This window comes from Nocardioides sp. T5, from assembly GCF_048161455.1.
Classification (GTDB): Bacteria; Actinomycetota; Actinomycetes; order Propionibacteriales; family Nocardioidaceae; genus Nocardioides.
Map to the genome: position 1 here is coordinate 3,651,830 of NZ_CP182415.1, position 14,275 is coordinate 3,666,104.

14 protein-coding genes, 1 tRNA gene and 3 pseudogenes are annotated in these 14,275 nt (G+C 73.0%); 11 read left to right on the plus strand and 7 right to left on the minus strand.

Features of this window, described 5'->3' with window-relative positions:
- Positions 1 to 29: 29 nt before the first annotated feature.
- On the minus strand, positions 30 to 1,001 hold the full coding sequence (locus ACNKF0_RS17835) for a ribose-phosphate diphosphokinase (protein ID WP_299925771.1): 972 nt from the start codon (positions 999 to 1,001) through the stop codon (positions 30 to 32).
- A gap of 111 nt (positions 1,002 to 1,112) precedes the next feature.
- Complete coding sequence (gene glmU / locus ACNKF0_RS17840) at positions 1,113 to 2,549, minus strand: bifunctional UDP-N-acetylglucosamine diphosphorylase/glucosamine-1-phosphate N-acetyltransferase GlmU (protein ID WP_299925774.1); 1,437 nt, start codon at positions 2,547 to 2,549, stop codon at positions 1,113 to 1,115.
- A 107-nt stretch (positions 2,550 to 2,656) separates the two neighbouring features.
- Here glmU and ACNKF0_RS17845 point away from each other — a divergent pair, with 107 nt between their 5' ends.
- Positions 2,657 to 4,324, plus strand: coding sequence for a SulP family inorganic anion transporter (locus ACNKF0_RS17845; RefSeq protein WP_416954192.1), 1,668 nt, complete (start codon positions 2,657 to 2,659; stop codon positions 4,322 to 4,324).
- A gap of 10 nt (positions 4,325 to 4,334) precedes the next feature.
- Here ACNKF0_RS17845 and ACNKF0_RS17850 read toward each other — a convergent pair whose 3' ends face one another.
- Both ACNKF0_RS17850 and ACNKF0_RS17855 read right to left on the minus strand, forming a co-directional pair.
- Positions 4,335 to 5,696 carry a glycosyltransferase gene (locus ACNKF0_RS17850; RefSeq protein WP_299925780.1) on the minus strand — a complete coding sequence of 454 codons (1,362 nt, stop codon included), beginning with the start codon at positions 5,694 to 5,696 and terminating at the stop codon, positions 4,335 to 4,337.
- Positions 5,693 to 5,920, minus strand: a complete 228-nt coding sequence (locus ACNKF0_RS17855) for a hypothetical protein (protein ID WP_416954193.1) — start codon at positions 5,918 to 5,920, stop codon at positions 5,693 to 5,695. The genes ACNKF0_RS17850 and ACNKF0_RS17855 overlap by 4 nt, the downstream gene beginning before the upstream one ends.
- A gap of 276 nt (positions 5,921 to 6,196) precedes the next feature.
- On the opposite strand from ACNKF0_RS17855, the pseudogene ACNKF0_RS17860 reads away from it, so the two are divergent.
- The 5 genes and pseudogenes from ACNKF0_RS17860 to ACNKF0_RS17880 all read left to right on the plus strand — a co-directional run.
- Positions 6,197 to 6,433 (plus strand): annotated as a pseudogene (locus ACNKF0_RS17860) (DUF4389 domain-containing protein); the annotation flags it as partial.
- Between the two features lie 133 nt (positions 6,434 to 6,566).
- Positions 6,567 to 7,166 carry a DUF4389 domain-containing protein gene (locus tag ACNKF0_RS17865; RefSeq protein WP_416954194.1) on the plus strand — a complete coding sequence of 200 codons (600 nt, stop codon included), beginning with the start codon at positions 6,567 to 6,569 and terminating at the stop codon, positions 7,164 to 7,166.
- A 192-nt stretch (positions 7,167 to 7,358) separates the two neighbouring features.
- Entirely contained in the window at positions 7,359 to 7,805 is a 447-nt protein-coding gene (locus ACNKF0_RS17870; RefSeq protein WP_416954195.1) for a hypothetical protein, read from the plus strand.
- Positions 7,802 to 7,963 (plus strand): annotated as a pseudogene (locus ACNKF0_RS17875) (alcohol dehydrogenase catalytic domain-containing protein); the annotation flags it as partial. The gene ACNKF0_RS17870 and the pseudogene ACNKF0_RS17875, both read left to right, overlap by 4 nt.
- A 73-nt stretch (positions 7,964 to 8,036) precedes the next feature.
- A pseudogene (locus ACNKF0_RS17880) lies at positions 8,037 to 8,156 on the plus strand (zinc-dependent alcohol dehydrogenase); the annotation flags it as partial.
- 8 nt (positions 8,157 to 8,164) lie between these two features.
- Here ACNKF0_RS17880 and ACNKF0_RS17885 read toward each other — a convergent pair.
- Positions 8,165 to 8,326, minus strand: coding sequence for a hypothetical protein (locus ACNKF0_RS17885; protein ID WP_416958641.1), 162 nt, complete (start codon positions 8,324 to 8,326; stop codon positions 8,165 to 8,167).
- A gap of 188 nt (positions 8,327 to 8,514) precedes the next feature.
- On the opposite strand from ACNKF0_RS17885, the gene ACNKF0_RS17890 reads away from it, so the two are divergent.
- Positions 8,515 to 8,817 (plus strand): zinc-binding dehydrogenase, encoded by a 303-nt coding sequence (locus tag ACNKF0_RS17890; protein WP_416954196.1) that lies wholly within the window; start codon positions 8,515 to 8,517, stop codon positions 8,815 to 8,817.
- 818 nt (positions 8,818 to 9,635) lie between these two features.
- Here the strand turns inward: ACNKF0_RS17890 and ACNKF0_RS17895 are convergent.
- Together ACNKF0_RS17895 and ACNKF0_RS17900 are read right to left on the minus strand one after the other, a co-directional pair.
- Positions 9,636 to 10,352: a hypothetical protein gene (locus tag ACNKF0_RS17895; protein WP_416954197.1), complete on the minus strand. Its 717-nt coding sequence runs from the start codon at positions 10,350 to 10,352 to the stop codon at positions 9,636 to 9,638.
- A gap of 50 nt (positions 10,353 to 10,402) precedes the next feature.
- Positions 10,403 to 10,481 (minus strand) — tRNA-Gln (locus ACNKF0_RS17900).
- A gap of 334 nt (positions 10,482 to 10,815) precedes the next feature.
- Between ACNKF0_RS17900 and ACNKF0_RS17905 the strand changes: the two genes are divergently transcribed.
- The 4 genes from ACNKF0_RS17905 to ACNKF0_RS17920 are packed head-to-tail and all read left to right on the plus strand — an operon-like array spanning position 10,816 to position 14,270.
- Positions 10,816 to 11,775 (plus strand): ABC transporter ATP-binding protein, encoded by a 960-nt coding sequence (locus ACNKF0_RS17905; protein WP_416954198.1) that lies wholly within the window; start codon positions 10,816 to 10,818, stop codon positions 11,773 to 11,775.
- Positions 11,768 to 12,664 carry an ABC transporter permease gene (locus tag ACNKF0_RS17910; protein ID WP_299925795.1) on the plus strand — a complete coding sequence of 299 codons (897 nt, stop codon included), beginning with the start codon at positions 11,768 to 11,770 and terminating at the stop codon, positions 12,662 to 12,664. Before ACNKF0_RS17905 ends, ACNKF0_RS17910 begins: the two co-directional genes overlap by 8 nt.
- Positions 12,661 to 13,572: an ABC transporter ATP-binding protein gene (locus tag ACNKF0_RS17915; protein ID WP_416954199.1), complete on the plus strand. Its 912-nt coding sequence runs from the start codon at positions 12,661 to 12,663 to the stop codon at positions 13,570 to 13,572. Before ACNKF0_RS17910 ends, ACNKF0_RS17915 begins: the two co-directional genes overlap by 4 nt.
- Positions 13,569 to 14,270 carry an ABC transporter permease gene (locus ACNKF0_RS17920; protein WP_416954200.1) on the plus strand — a complete coding sequence of 234 codons (702 nt, stop codon included), beginning with the start codon at positions 13,569 to 13,571 and terminating at the stop codon, positions 14,268 to 14,270. Before ACNKF0_RS17915 ends, ACNKF0_RS17920 begins: the two co-directional genes overlap by 4 nt.
- Positions 14,271 to 14,275: the final 5 nt, after the last annotated feature.

Genomic DNA, 14,275 nt, shown 5'->3' on the forward strand with positions numbered 1-14,275 from the left:
CAGCCAGTGTGCGTGACGGGCGACGCTGGTCAGGCGTGGCCGTCGAACATGGAGGTAACCGAGCCGTCCTCGAAGACCTCGCGGATCGCGCGGGCGATGAGCGGGGCGATCGAGAGCGTGGTCAGCTTGTCGAACTGCTTGTCGGCCGGGACCGGGAGCGTGTTGGTGACGACGACCTCGACGGCGGAGGAGTTCTTCAGCCGGTCGACGGCGGGGTCGGACAGGATCGGGTGGGTGGCCGCGATGATGACGCCCGCGGCTCCTGCCTCCACGCACGCCTCGGCGGCCTTCACGATCGTGCCGCCGGTGTCGACCATGTCGTCGGTCAGGATGCAGATCTTGCCCTCGACCTCGCCGACGACGCGGTTGGCGACGACCTCGTTGGCGACGTCGGTGCGTCGCGTCTTGTGGATGAAGGCCAGCGGGACGCCGCCGAGGCGGGCGGACCAGCGCTCGGCGACCTTGATCCGGCCGGCGTCGGGCGAGACGACGGCGAGCTGCTGGTCGCCGTACTTCTGCTTGACGTAGTCGGTGAGGATCGGCAGCGCCATCAGGTGGTCGACGGGGCCGTCGAAGAAGCCCTGGATCTGGTCGGCGTGCAGGTCGACGGTGATCAGCCGGTCGGCGCCGGCGGTCTTGAACAGGTCGGCGACGAGGCGGGCCGAGATCGGCTCGCGGCCGCGGTGCTTCTTGTCCTGGCGGGCGTAGCCGTAGAACGGCATGACCACGGTGATCCGCTTGGCGGACGCGCGCTTGAGCGCGTCGACCATGATCAGGTGCTCCATGATCCACTCGTTGATCGGAGCGGTGTGGCTCTGGATCACGAAGGCGTCGCACCCCCGGACGGACTCCTCGTAGCGCACGTAGAGCTCGCCGTTGGCGAACGCCCGCGCGTCCTGGGGCACGAGCCCGCACTCGAGGAGGTCGGCGACCTCCGTGGCGAGGTCGGGGTGCGCCCGGCCGCTGAAGACCATCAGGTTCTTCTCGGTGGTCCGCTTCATTCCGGTCACGCGACGCGACTCCTCGCTGTCCTGGTCAAGCCTCGGGGGGTGGCTCGTTCGGAGGTGCTGACTGAAGTCTGACCCACAACCCGGCCACCACCAACCCCGGGGTCACACCTCGGGCGTCTGCTGCTGTTCACGCGCCGTTCGCGCGGCCTCCGCCTGGGCGGTGCCGGCCCGCTTCGACTCCGTCCAGCCCTCGAGGTTGCGCTGCGGGGAGCTGCTGACCGCGAGCGCGCCGGCCGGCACGTTGCGGCGTACGACGGTGCCGCCCGCGGTGCCCGCCCCGTCCCCCACCGACACCGGAGCGACGAAGGTGTTGTTGGAGCCGGTCTTGGCGTGGCGGCCGATGACCGTGCGGTGCTTGGCGACGCCGTCGTAGTTGGCGAAGATCGTGCCGGCACCGATGTTGGTGCCGTCGCCGATCTCGGCGTCGCCGACGTAGGACAGGTGGGGCACCTTGGCGCCGTCGCCGATCGTCGAGTTCTTGGTCTCCACGAAGGTGCCGATCTTGCCGCCGACCCCGAGCCGGGTGCCGGGGCGGAGGTAGGCGAACGGCCCGACCGAGGCCTGGTCGCCGACGACGGCCAGCTCGCCGTGGGTGCGGACGACACGCGCGCCGGCGCCGACCTCGCAGTCCTTCAGCGTCGTGTCGGGGCCGACCACGGCGTCCTCGTGCACGACGGTCGCGCCGAGGAGCTGGGTGCCGGGCAGGATCGTGGCGTCGGGCTCGAGGACCACGTCGGCCTCGATCCAGGTGGTCGCCGGGTCCATGACCGTCACGCCCTCCTTCATCCAGCGGGTGACGATGCGACGGTTGAGCTCGCGTCCGAGCTCGGCCAGCTGGGCGCGGTCGTTGGCGCCGGCGGTCTGGGCGACGTCGTCGATGAGGTGGGCGCCGACGGTGAGCCCGTCCTCGCGCGCCAGCCCGACGGCGTCGGTGAGGTAGTACTCGCCCTTGGCGTTGTCGTTGGTGATCCGGGCCAGCGCCGAGACGAGGAACTCGGCGTCGAACGCGAGGATGCCGGAGCTGATCTCGTCGATCTCGCGCTGCTCGGGCGTCGCGTCCTTCTCCTCCACGATGGCCTCGACGTCGCCCTCGTGGTTGCGCACGATCCGGCCGTAGCCGAACGGGTCGGCCAGCCGGCCGCTCAGGATGCTCACGGCCCGTTGCGCGGCGTGGTGCTCCTCGGCGAAGGCGCGCAGCGACTCCCCCTCGAGCAGCGGGGTGTCACCAGCGGCCACGATCACGGTGCCGCTCGTCGTGCCGGAGGCCTCCATCGCGACGCGTACGGCGTGACCGGTGCCCTCCTGCGTCTCCTGGACCGCCAGCACCGCGGACGGCAGCAGCCCGGTGATGTGCGGCCCCACCTGCTCGCGCTGGTGGCCGACCACCGCGACGACGCTGGTCGGCTCCACGGCCTGCACGGCGTGGAGCACGTGGCCGATCATGGAGCGCCCGCCGATCGGGTGCAGCACCTTCATGGTCTTCGACTTCATGCGGGTGCCGCCGCCGGCGGCGAGGACGATGACGGTGAGGTTGTCCATGGCCGCAGTGTGTCACCGGTCCGTCGTCGGTCGACAACCGCGGCGAGGGCCGTTGGGCCCTACCGAGGTGCGCCCGCGAGCGGTCGACTGGCGCCGAGGAGGGCGCCATGACCGTTCGCCCGAGCAGCCCGGGCACCCTGCGACCACCGGAGGGACGCGTGCTGCGGCGCGACGTGGTCGCCGGCATCACGGTGGCGGCCTACCTGGTGCCGCAGGTCCTCGCGTACGCCGGGCTGGCGCGGGTGCCGCCCGAGGCGGGGCTGTGGGCGGCGTTCGTCGCCCTCGCGGTCTACTTCCTGCTCGGTTCGTCACCGCAGCTGTCGGTGGGTCCGGAGTCCACGACTGCGCTGATGACGGGCGCCGCGCTGGCGACGATCACCGTCCCCGGTGCGTCCCCCCGGGACACCGCGGCACTGCTGGCGCTCGCCGTCGGAGCCGTGTGCGTGCTCGCGTGGGTCGGCGGGCTCGCCTTCCTCGCCGACCTGCTCTCGAAGCCGGTGCTGGTCGGCTACATGGCCGGGATCGCCGGGTTGATGATCTTCTCCCAGACGGGTCGCGGCACCGCTGCCGACATCCCCGAGGGTGGACCGTTGGCCGAGACGTGGTGGCTGGTGCAGCACCCGTCGGAGATCCACGGTCCGACCCTCGCGGTGTGCCTCGGCACGCTCGCGCTGCTGCTGCTGGGCGCCCGGCTCTGGCCCACCGGGCCGGTGCCGCTGGCGGGCATGCTCGCCGCGGCGGTCACCGTGAGCCTCACCGGGTTGTCCGAGGACGGGGTGGGCGTCGTCGGCACGCTGTCGTTCGCGCTGCCGGAAATCGGCCTGCCCGCCGTCTCCTCGCTGGGCTCCTGGGCGCTGCTCACGACGGCCCTGGCGATCGCCGTCGTCGGCTTCACCGACAACGTGATCGACGCCCGGGCGTTCGGGGCCCGGCACGGTGACCGGATCGACGCGCGGCGCGAGCTCCTGGCGCTGGGTGCCTGCAACGTCGCCGCCGGGTTGGTGCACGGGTTCCCGGTCAGCAGCTCCGGAAGCCGTACGGCGATCGTCGACGCCGTCGGCGGGAGGTCGCGCTGGGCCGGTCTGTCCGCGCTCGGCGCCGCACTCGTCCTCGTCGTGGCGCTGCGCCCCGTGCTCGCCAGCTTCCCCGACGCGGCGCTGGCGGCGGTCGTCGTCTACGCCGGCCTGCGGCTGATCGACGTCGGGGAGTTCGTGCGGATCGCCCGCTACCGGCGCACGGAGCTGCTCATCGCCCTCGCCACGACCTTCGGCGTGCTGGTCCTCGGCGTGCTGCAGGGCGTGCTGGTCGCGGTCAGCCTGTCGCTGATCGACGTGTTCCGCCGGGTGGCCCGGCCCCACGACGCGGTCGAGGGACTCGTCCCCGACCTGGCCGGGATGCACGACGTCGACGACTACGACGACGCCGAGGCCGTGCCCGGGCTGCTCGTCTACCGCTACGACGCCCCGCTGTTCTTCGCCAACGCCGAGAACTTCCTCACCCGCGTCCGCGAGTCGGTGACGGCGTACGACCCGGAGTGGGTGGTGCTCAACTTCGAGGCCATGGGCGAGGTCGACCTCACCGGCGCGGACGCGCTCGAGACGCTGCGCGCCGAGCTCGAGGACGAGGGCATCGTGCTGGGGCTGGCCCGGCTCAAGCAGGACCAGCGCGACGTGCTGCAGCCGAGCGGGGTGCTCGACCGGATCGGCGCCGAGCACGTGTTCCCGACCCTGCCCACCGCCCTCGACGCCTTCCGGGCGGCCACCGGTCGGGACTGACGTCCGGCTGCTACGCCTCCCCCAGCAGCTCCCCGAACAGCTCGACGTACTGGATGAGGTGCCGGTCGGCGAGGTAGCGGTCACGCACCCGGAGGTGGGCCGCCCGGCCCATGACCTCGCACCGGGCGGGGTCGGCCAGCAGCGACGACAGTGCTGCCGCCAGCTCGGAGGTGTCGCGCGGGTCGTCGAGGAGCAGCCCACTGACCCCGTGCTCGACCTGGTCCTGGATGCCGCCGATGGCGGAGGCCACCACCGGCCGGCTCTTCCACATCGGCTCGGTGACCGTGAGGCCGAACCCCTCGGCGAGGCTCTTCTGGACCACCACGGTCGACCACCGCTGGAGCGCGTTGACGGTGCGTGCGTTGAGGTCGACGTCGTCCATCGGCACCGAGACCAGGTGACTGCGCTTGCGCGCCGCCGTCGGCAGGGAGTGCCACAGCGACCGGCACTCGGCCAGCACCTCGGCCGCCTCCGGGTCGTCGGCCACCCCGGTCACCTCCGGGCCGGCGAGCACCAGGTGCACGTCCGGCGGGAGCTGGTCGAGGTTGGTGGCGAACCCGTCCAGCACGCCGGCCATGTCCTTGAGCCGGTCCCAGCGACTGACCTGCAGCACGACCCTCGCGTCCACGGGCAGCGGGCCACCCTGGACCACCAGGCCCGCACGGTGCACCAGGGCCCGGACCTCGTCGTCCCGGAGGTCGACGTTCTTGGGGCTGAACGGGTCGAGCGACGGCGGGATCACCCGCAGCCACGCGCGGTCCACCCAGTCGGGGGCGAACTGCGTGCGCGAGAAGACGCAGGCGTGCGCGGGCTCGACGAGGTCGCGGAGGAAGCCCCATGCCTCGCGCGTCCACGCGTTGTGCTCGTCGAACCCGATGTGGCAGCGCCAGACCACCCACGCGCCGCGGGCGCGGAGCGGAGCGGCGAGCCCGGCGGTCTGGGGGTCGTGCAGGAGGACCACGTCGCCCGGCTGGACGAGGTCGACGATCTCCTGGGCCTGCCGCGCCAGCGTGGCGTCGTACGTCGCGCGCGAGGCGGCGTCGAGCGCACCCGGGGCCCCGGCGACGCCGTGCAGCCGGTTGTGGATCCGCTTGGTGACGGCGAAGAAGTCGGGGTCCCCCGCCACGACCAGCCACCGGATGTCGATCCCCGTCCCGGCCGCGTAGGCGACCAGCCCCTGCAGCATCTCCGCGACCCCGCCGCCGCGCGCCGTCGAGTTGACGTTCCACACCGTCCGCCCGGCGAGCATCCGTCGGGCCGCGCCGACGTGGTGGTCGAGCCGCTCGATGCGGTCCGGCGGGAGCAGCGAGTGCAGGCGGGTGAGCGGGACCGGGACGACCCGGACCTCCTGGACGCCCCCGACGAGGGTCACGGCGTGCGCCGCGGCCGGGGCAGCTCGATCGGGCCGCCCACCCGGATCTCGAGACCCGGCGCCGTGCGCCGGGCGACGTCGAGGGCCTCGTCCATGCGGCGGATCACGCGTGCGCGCGCCGCGTGGTCGCACGGCGGCACGAACGGCTCCACGAGCTCGACGGCGCGGGCCGAGGCGCGGGCCCGCCGCGCGGCGGCCCGGACCCGCTGCGCGAGGTCGGGCACGTCCGCGACGAGGACCCGCACCGGGTCGGGCGGGCGGGGGCTGGCGCGTGGGGGGCTGGCGCGTGGGGCATCGCAGGGTTCCTCCTGGGGTCTGTCCTCCGAGTCTGGATCCGGCGTCGTCCGGGCCGACAGGGCACTAGGTCCCCCTCCCGGCACCCGGGGAGAGGCCCTTCGGCCCTGCCCGCCCGCACGGCCGCGAGGCGACGATCGAGGTGAAGGAGCGGCCCCTGCCGGCACGCCCGCGCCCGGGGTCCCGCCCTTGGAGAGGAGACCCCCATGACCACCTCGACGGCTCCGCCCGCCTACCCCGTCCACGTCGACGCCGACCTCGATCCCGGCCTGAGCCGGGGCCTCTGGCTGGTGAAGTGGCTGCTCGCGATCCCCCACTACGTCGTGCTCGCCTTCCTGTGGCTGGCCTTCGCCGTGCTGAGCGTGGTCGCGTTCTTCGCCATCCTGTTCACCGGCCGCTACCCACACGCGATCTTCGACTTCAACGTCGGCGTCATGCGCTGGGCCTGGCGCGTCGCCTACTACGCGTACGCCGCACTCGGCACCGACCGCTACCCACCGTTCACCCTCGCCGAGGTGCCGGACTACCCCGCGCACCTCTCCGTGGACTACCCCGAGAGCGGCTCTCCGCGGCCTCGTGCTGGTCAAGTGGTGGCTGCTGGCCATCCCCCACTACCTGATCCTGGCCCTGTTCGCCGGCGGGGTCGCGTACGGCGTGCAGGGGGCCGACGACGACACCTGGATCAGCATCAGCCTGATCGGCGTCCTCGTCGTGGTCGCCGGGGTCGTGCTGCTCTTCACCGGTCGCTACCCGCAACAGGTCTTCGACCTCGTCCTGGGTCTCAACAGATGGGTGCTGCGGGTGGCGGGCTACGTCTCGCTGATGACCGACCAGTACCCGCCCTTCCGCCTCGACATGGGAGGCCACGACACGCCCGGCGCAGTGCTCCCGGCCCCGACCGCGCCGCCGATCGCACCGCCGATCGCACCGCCGATCGCACCGCTGACCGCGCCGCCAGTCGCGCACCCGACCGCGCAGCCGATCGCACCGCCGATCGCACCGCCGATCGCACCGCTGACCGCGCCGCCAGTCGCGCACCCGACCGCGCAGCCGATCGCACCGCCGACCTCGCAGCCGACTGACCAGCAGGCCCCCTGCCCCCGTCGCCGTACGCACCGCCACCCCCTGGCACCGGCGGCCGCACCGGCTGGACGGCCGGCCGCATCGTCTCCGTGACGGTGGGGTCCCTGCTCGTGCTCATGGGGCTCGCCTTCGCCGGCGCCGGCGGCACGCTGGCCCTGGCCGACGCGACCGAGCGTGACGACGGCTTCCTGATGACCCTCGACGTCGCTCGTCAGCGGCACCCACGCCATCGTCTCCGAGGACGCGGACGTCGACACCGAGGGAACCCCCTCGTGGGTGCCGTCGGTGTGGCTCGGCGACGTTCGCATCCACGCCCGGGCGGACACGAGCACCCCGCTCTTCGTGGGCGTCGCCGCGACGTCGGACGTCGACGGCTACCTCGGCGACGTCTCGCGCGACACCCTGCGCGACTTCCGCGTCGGCCGGGCCGTCCTGCGGACCACCGATGGAGGAGCGCCCGCGACGCCGCCGTCCGACCAGACGTTCTGGGTCGCGCAGGCCATCGGCACCGACGCCACGCTGACCTGGGACCTCGAGGACGGCGACTGGACCATCGTGCTGATGCGGGCGGACGGCACGACCGGCGTGTCGGCCGACGTCTCCACCGGGGCCGAGCCTGCCCATCCTCGACGCCGTGGTCGCGGTCCTCTTCGTCCTCGCCGGCCTGTTCCTGCTGGCCGGCGCCCTGCTCATCGCCATCCCGGTCGATCCGCAACAAGGAGACAGCAATGAAGGCAGCAGTCGTGCCCAGCCTGGGCGCGCCCCTCGAGATCCGCGACATCCCGGTCCCCGAGCCCGGCCCCGGCCAGGTGCTCGTCCGCATCGAAACCTGCGGGTTGTGCCACACCGACATCCACGCCGCGCGCGGCGAGTGGCCCGTCAAGCCCAAGGACCTGCTGGTCCCCGGCCACGAGGGCGTCGGCACGATCGAGGCGGTCGGTCCCGGCGACGACGAGCCTGCCGGTGCAGGTCGGCCAGCGCGTCGCCCTCCCTTGGCTCGGTCACGCCTGCGGCCACTGCCGCTCCTGCGTCGCCGGCTGGGAGACCTACTGCACCGCTCCGGCCTACATGGGCTACACGATGGACGGCGCCTACGCCGAGCACGCCGTCGCGTGGGCCAGCCACGTCGTGCCGGTGCCGGACTCCGTCTCCTCGCGCGACGCGTCACCGCTGACGTGCGCCGGAGTGACGACGTACAAGGGGCTCAAGGTCGCCGCGCCGCAGCCGGGCGAGACCGCGATGGTGGTCGGCATCGGCGGTCTCGGGCACCTCGGCCTGCAGTACGCCCGCATCTTCGGGTCCCGCACCATCGCGGTCGACGTCCACGACGACACAAGCTCCAGGCGGCCAAGGACCTCGGGGCCGACCACGTCGTCGACGGCCGCGGCGACCAGCAGGCCGAGATCGACGCGCTGGGGGCGTCGACGTCGCCCTGGTCACGGTGCCGTCCCCGGCCGCCATGCGCGCCGCCCACGCCGCCCTCAACCCCAACGGTCGCCTGGTCCTGGTCGGCCTCCCAGCGGACAACCGCCTCGAGCTCCCGGTCTTCGAGACCGTGCTCAAGGGCATCTCGGTGATCGGGTCGCTGGTCGGCACCCGCAACGACCTGGCCGACTGCTTCGACCTGCACGCACGTGGGCTGACCCGCGTGGTGACGGAGGGCCGTCGGCTCGAGGACGTGAACGCCTGCTTCGACGAGGTGCTCGCGGGCGAGGTGCCCGCCCGCCTGGTGTTCGAGATGTAGGTGCCCCCGCGATGAGCACGTTCGTCCGCCGCGGCCTCCCCTGGGCGGCGGTGGCGGCCGGCCTCGTCGCGCTGGCGGTCGGCGTGGGGCTCGGCCCCCGCCACTACGCCGAGGAAGGGCTCACCGTCACCGCCGCGGTCGGGTTCGCGCTGCTGGTCGCCGGGCTGGTCGTGGCGGGGGGGCGGGGTCCGGCTCCTGCGCAGCACCCGGCGTCGGTGGTGGCTGCTCACCGTCCCGGCGCTGCTGCTGGCGACGTACCTGTCCCTCTGGACGATCGGGCAGGCGGTCGCCGCGGCCTACCCGCCCCGCCCGCAGGCTCGGCGACCGGACGCCGGCCGACGTGGGCCTGGCCCACCGCGACGTGGCGTTCCCCAGCAGCGACGGCGTACGGCTGGAAGGGTGGTACGTCCCCTCCCGCAACGGCGCCGCCGTCGCCCTGCTGCACGGGGCGGGCTCGACCCGCACCGCCGTGCTCGACCAGGCGGCGGTGCTCGCCGGGCGCGGCTACGGCGTCCTGCTCTACGACGCGCGCGGCCACGGCGACAGCGCGGGCCGCGGCATGGACCTCGGGTGGTACGGCGAGCAGGACGCCGCCGGGGCCGTCGACTTCCTCGGCGACCAGCCCGACGTCTCCCCGGGCGCATCGGCCTCGTCGGCCTGTCCATGGGCGGCGAGCAGGCGATCGGCGCGGCCGGCGTGGACGACCGCGTCGCGGCGGTCGTGGCGGAGGGAGCGACCAACCGCACCGCCGACGACAAGGGCTACCTGTCGGCGTACGGCACCCGCGGGGAGGTCCAGCAGCGGATCGACCACCTCACCTACGGCGTCGTCGACCTCCTGACCGACGCCCCGGCACCGGAGTCCCTGCGCGACGCCGTGGACGCGGCCGCCGGCCGCCGTGACCCCACGGCGTTCCTGCTGGTCGCGGCCGGCTCGGTGGAGACCGAACCGCTGGCGGCCGACTTCATCGCCGGCGACAGCACGGGCGTCGAGGTCTGGACCGTCCCCGGCGCCGGGCACACCCGAAGCCTGCGGACCGCGCCCGAGGACTGGGAACGCCGGGTGGTCGGCTTCCTCGACCGGGCGCTGCTGCCGGACGCTGCAGACGGGTCCGCCGAGCGGTAGCCGCGTCCGACCGGCGAGCCGGTGTCGTGGGTCAGGCCGCGCCGCCGCCTGCGAGCCGGCCGCGGACCGCGGCCTCGAACGCATCGACCGAGCCGGCCATCGCGTCGAGCTCCTGCGCGCCGACCAGGCTCGCGCCACGCGCCGCCGTCGCGCGCGAGCACGACCGGGGCCCGCGTCGCCGCGACGACCGCAGCCAGCTCGTCGTCCAGCTCGTTGAGGTGCAGCAGCCGCACCCGGACCGGCAGGGTCTCGACCATCCGGTCCCACTCGACCTTGCGGCGCACCGTGGCGTGGGTGATGTCGCACAGCCCGCAGTGCCGGGTGCCGCGCACCTTGCCCCAGACGTACGCCGCCTCGCCGAGCAGGCCGCCGTCCGCGTCGTAGACGCCGACGATCTCGGAGATGTCCATGGCCCGACGCTACGGGCCACCCGCACGTCGCCGGACTCCAGCGATCGGAGCTCCCCGGGTAGGAGTCGAACCTACGTCGCTAGTCCTGATTCAAAGTCAGGCGGGCCCTACCGGCAGACCAACCGGGGAATGTGACGCCAAGCCTAGGGCCCGCGTCGCTCAGCGCGGCCCGGAGCCCGGACGAACGGCGGCCCGTCGCCGTCGGCGTACGTCGTGGCGGGCGGCGGCCGATTCAGCGGCTCGACGTCATACGGACCCGCACCCATACGTACGGCTTCGGATGACGCAGAGCGCGAGCCAACCCGGGACGTCATACGAACCCGCACCCATACGCACCGCTTCGGATGACGCAGGCCTGAGAAGCGGGCGCAGCGGCCCGGCAGACCGATCTTCACGACTCCTCCACACGGATCGGGGCCATCCCTGATGCAGGGGGTCGGTCGGGGCCGCTAGCGTGAGGCGCGTGACGGGGGAAATCATGGGGCGCCCGCCGGTCATCTCGACCGCGGGGCTCACCAAGCACTACGGGACGGTCCACGCGTTGACCGACCTCACGGTCGACGTCGGCGCGGGCGTGACAGGACTGGTCGGCGCCAACGGGGCCGGCAAGTCGACGCTCATCAAGATCCTGCTCGGGCTGCTCGAGCCGACCGGCGGGCACGCGAGCGTGCTCGGCCACGACATCGAGCACCAGGGCCAGGACATCCGGCGGCTCGTGGGCTACATGCCCGAGCACGACTGCCTGCCGCCCGACGTGAGCGCGAGCGACTTCGTCGTGCACATGGCGCGGATGTCGGGCCTCGGTGCGTCGGCGGCGCGCGAGCGTTCGGCCGACGTGCTGCGCCACGTCGGCCTCGACGAGGAGCGCTACCGGCCGATGGGCGGCTACTCCACCGGCATGAAGCAGCGCGCCAAGCTCGCCCAGGCGCTCGCCCACGACCCCCGCTTGGTCTTCCTCGACGAGCCGACCAACGGCCTCGACCCGGCTGCGCGCACCGACATGCTGCGCCTCGTGCAGCGCATCGGCAGCGACTTCGGCATCGCCGTTCTTGTCACCTCCCACCTGCTCGGCGAGCTCGAGCAGGTCAGCGACCACGTCATCGTGCTCGACGGCGGCCACCTGCTGCGGAGCAGCGCGACCGGCGAGTTCCTGCAGCGCACCGGCAGCCTGCTGGTCGAGGTCGTCGGCACCGAGACCGAGCGCGACCGGCTCGGCGAGGCGCTCGCCCAGCGCGGGCTCACCTGCCGCCCCCGCGGGGCGATGGTCGCGATCGACCCGCCGCCACCCGAGCTCGCCGAGGGCGGGGCCGTCCACGACCTGATCCGCGACGTCGCCGCCGACCTCGGCCTGGGTCTGATGCGGCTCCAGCCCGACCGGCACCACCTCGAGGACGTCTTCCTCGAAGGAGGCACCCGTGTCTGACCTCTCCCCCGGCGCCGGCCGTCCCGGTGTCATCCACGACCTCGGCTACCGCCACTTCGACGGCGTGCGCGAGGACACCCCGGCGATCGCGCGCACCCTCTTCGTCACCGGCCTGCGTCACGCCTACGGCCTCGGTCGGTCCGGCAAGTCCAAGGTGATGCCGTTCATCCTGCTGGCGATGTCGCTGCTGCCGGCCACCATCGTCGTCGGCGTCGTCGTCCTCACCGGCCTCGGCGAGCTCCCGGTGTCCTACGCCGACTACACCAACCAGACGCAGCTGCTCGTCAGCCTCTTCGCGGCCTCGCAGGCCCCCGTGCTGTTCTCCCGCGACCTGCGCCACCGCTCGATCGTGCTCTACCTCGCCCGCCCGCTGCCGGCGCCGGTCTTCGCGGTGGTGCGGTGGCTCTCGCTCACCCTCGCCATCTTCCTGTTCACCGCGATCCCGACCGTCGTGCTCTTCGCCGGCGCCATGCTGTCCGGCCTCGACAAGAGCGACCAGACGACCGCGGTGCTCAAGGCGGTCGTCCTGCAGGCCCTGCTCGCGATGATGATCGCCGGCGTCAGCGGGCTGATCTCCTCGGTCTCCCTGCGCCGCGGCTTCGCCGTCGTCGGCTCGGTGATGGCGCTCATCGTCCTCACCGGCATCGTCACCGTGATGCAGAACATCGCCTACTACGAGGGCGACAGCGAGACCGTCTCGGTCGGCGTCGGGCTGCTGTCGCCCTGGTCGCTCCACAACGGCCTGGCCAACGCCTGGGACGCTGGGGTCGCCACCCCGGTCCCGGTCGACGGCGCCTGGGTGCCGGCGTACGTCATCGTGGCGGTGCTGCTCGTCGCCGCCTGCCTGCTCGGGCTGGTCGCCCGCTTCCGGAAGGTGGGGTCGCGATGAGCACCCTGGTCCTCGACTCGGCCTCGCGCTGGTTCGGCAACGTCGTCGCGGTCAACGACGTCTCACTGACCATCGGCCCCGGCGTGACCGGCCTGCTCGGCCCCAACGGCGCCGGCAAGACCACGCTGATGGCGATGATGTCGGGCTTCCTCGCCCCGTCCGCCGGCCACGTCACCCTCGACGGCAAGCCGGTCTGGCGCAACACCGAGACCTACCGCCAGATCGGTCTCGTGCCCGAGCGGGAGCTGAGCTTCGGCTACCTCACCGGGCGCCAGTTCGTCCGCGCCAACGCCGACCTGCACCGCCTCCCCGACGCGGCCGCCGCCACCGAGCGGATCCTCGAGGTCGTCGACATGGTCGAGCCGGCCAGCCGCCGTCTCGACACCTACTCCAAGGGCATGCGGCAGCGGATCAAGATCGCCGCGGCGCTGGTCCACGACCCCGCCGTGCTGCTGCTCGACGAGCCGTTCAACGGCGTCGACCCGCGGCAGCGGATGCACCTGATGGACCTCCTGCGGCGCCTCGGCGACGAGGGCCGCACGGTGCTCTTCAGCTCCCACATCCTCGAGGAGGTCGAGCGGCTCGCCCGCCACATCGAGGTCGTCGTCTCCGGCCGCCACGCCGCGTCCGGCGACTTCGGCGCGATCCGTCGGCTGATGACCGACCGGCCGGTGCAGTACGCCGTCCAGTCGAGCGACAACCGCACCCTCGCGGCCGCGCTGATGGCCCAGGAGTCCGTGCGGGCCGTCAGCCTGCTCGGCGACCACCTCGACGTCCAGGTCGGCGACCTCGGCCGCTTCGCGGTGGACCTCCCCGGGCTGGCCCGGCAGCACGACGTGACCCTGTTCGAGCTCTCCCCCAGCGACGAGTCGCTGGAGAGCGTCTTCGCCTACCTGGTGGCCCGATGATCAACACGACCATTGCCAAGCTCGCTCTGCAGGCGCTGCTGGGCCGACGCCGCTTCTTCCTCCTCCTGGCCTTCCCGGTGCTGCTCATCGGGCTCGTCGCGCTGGTGACGGCGCTGGTCGACGGCGAGGCCGCCTACGAGGTCCTGCCCAACCTCGGCTACCCGCTCATCCTGCCGCTGGTGGCGATCCTCGCGGCGTCCTCGGTGCTCGGCCCCGAGGTCGACGACGGCTCGATCGTCTACCTGCTGTCCAAGCCGGTGAACCGCTACGGCATCGCGTTCAGCAAGTGGCTGGTGGCCCTCGGCGCCACGCTGGCGGCGGGTGCGCTGCCGATCCTGGTCGCCGCGCTCGTCACCGGCGACAGCACCCGGGCGACCGCGCTCTTCGTCGGCGCCGCCGTCGCCGGGACGGCGTACTCCGCGCTCTTCCTCGCGATCTCGGCCGTCACCCGGCACGCCGTCATCGCGTCGCTGATGTTCGTGCTGATCTGGGAGAGCCTGCTCGGCAACCTCTTCAGCGGCATCGCCTGGCTCAGCATCGGCCAGTGGGGCCTGCGCATCGGCCACGAGATCTCCACCGAGCTGCCCGACCCTGCCAACCTCGGCTACGCGATCGTCGTCAGCCTGGCGGTGACGGTCGTCGGGGTGTGGTTCGCCGGCGACCGGTTGCGCTCGTTCTCGCTGCGCGGCGAGGACTGAGGCGG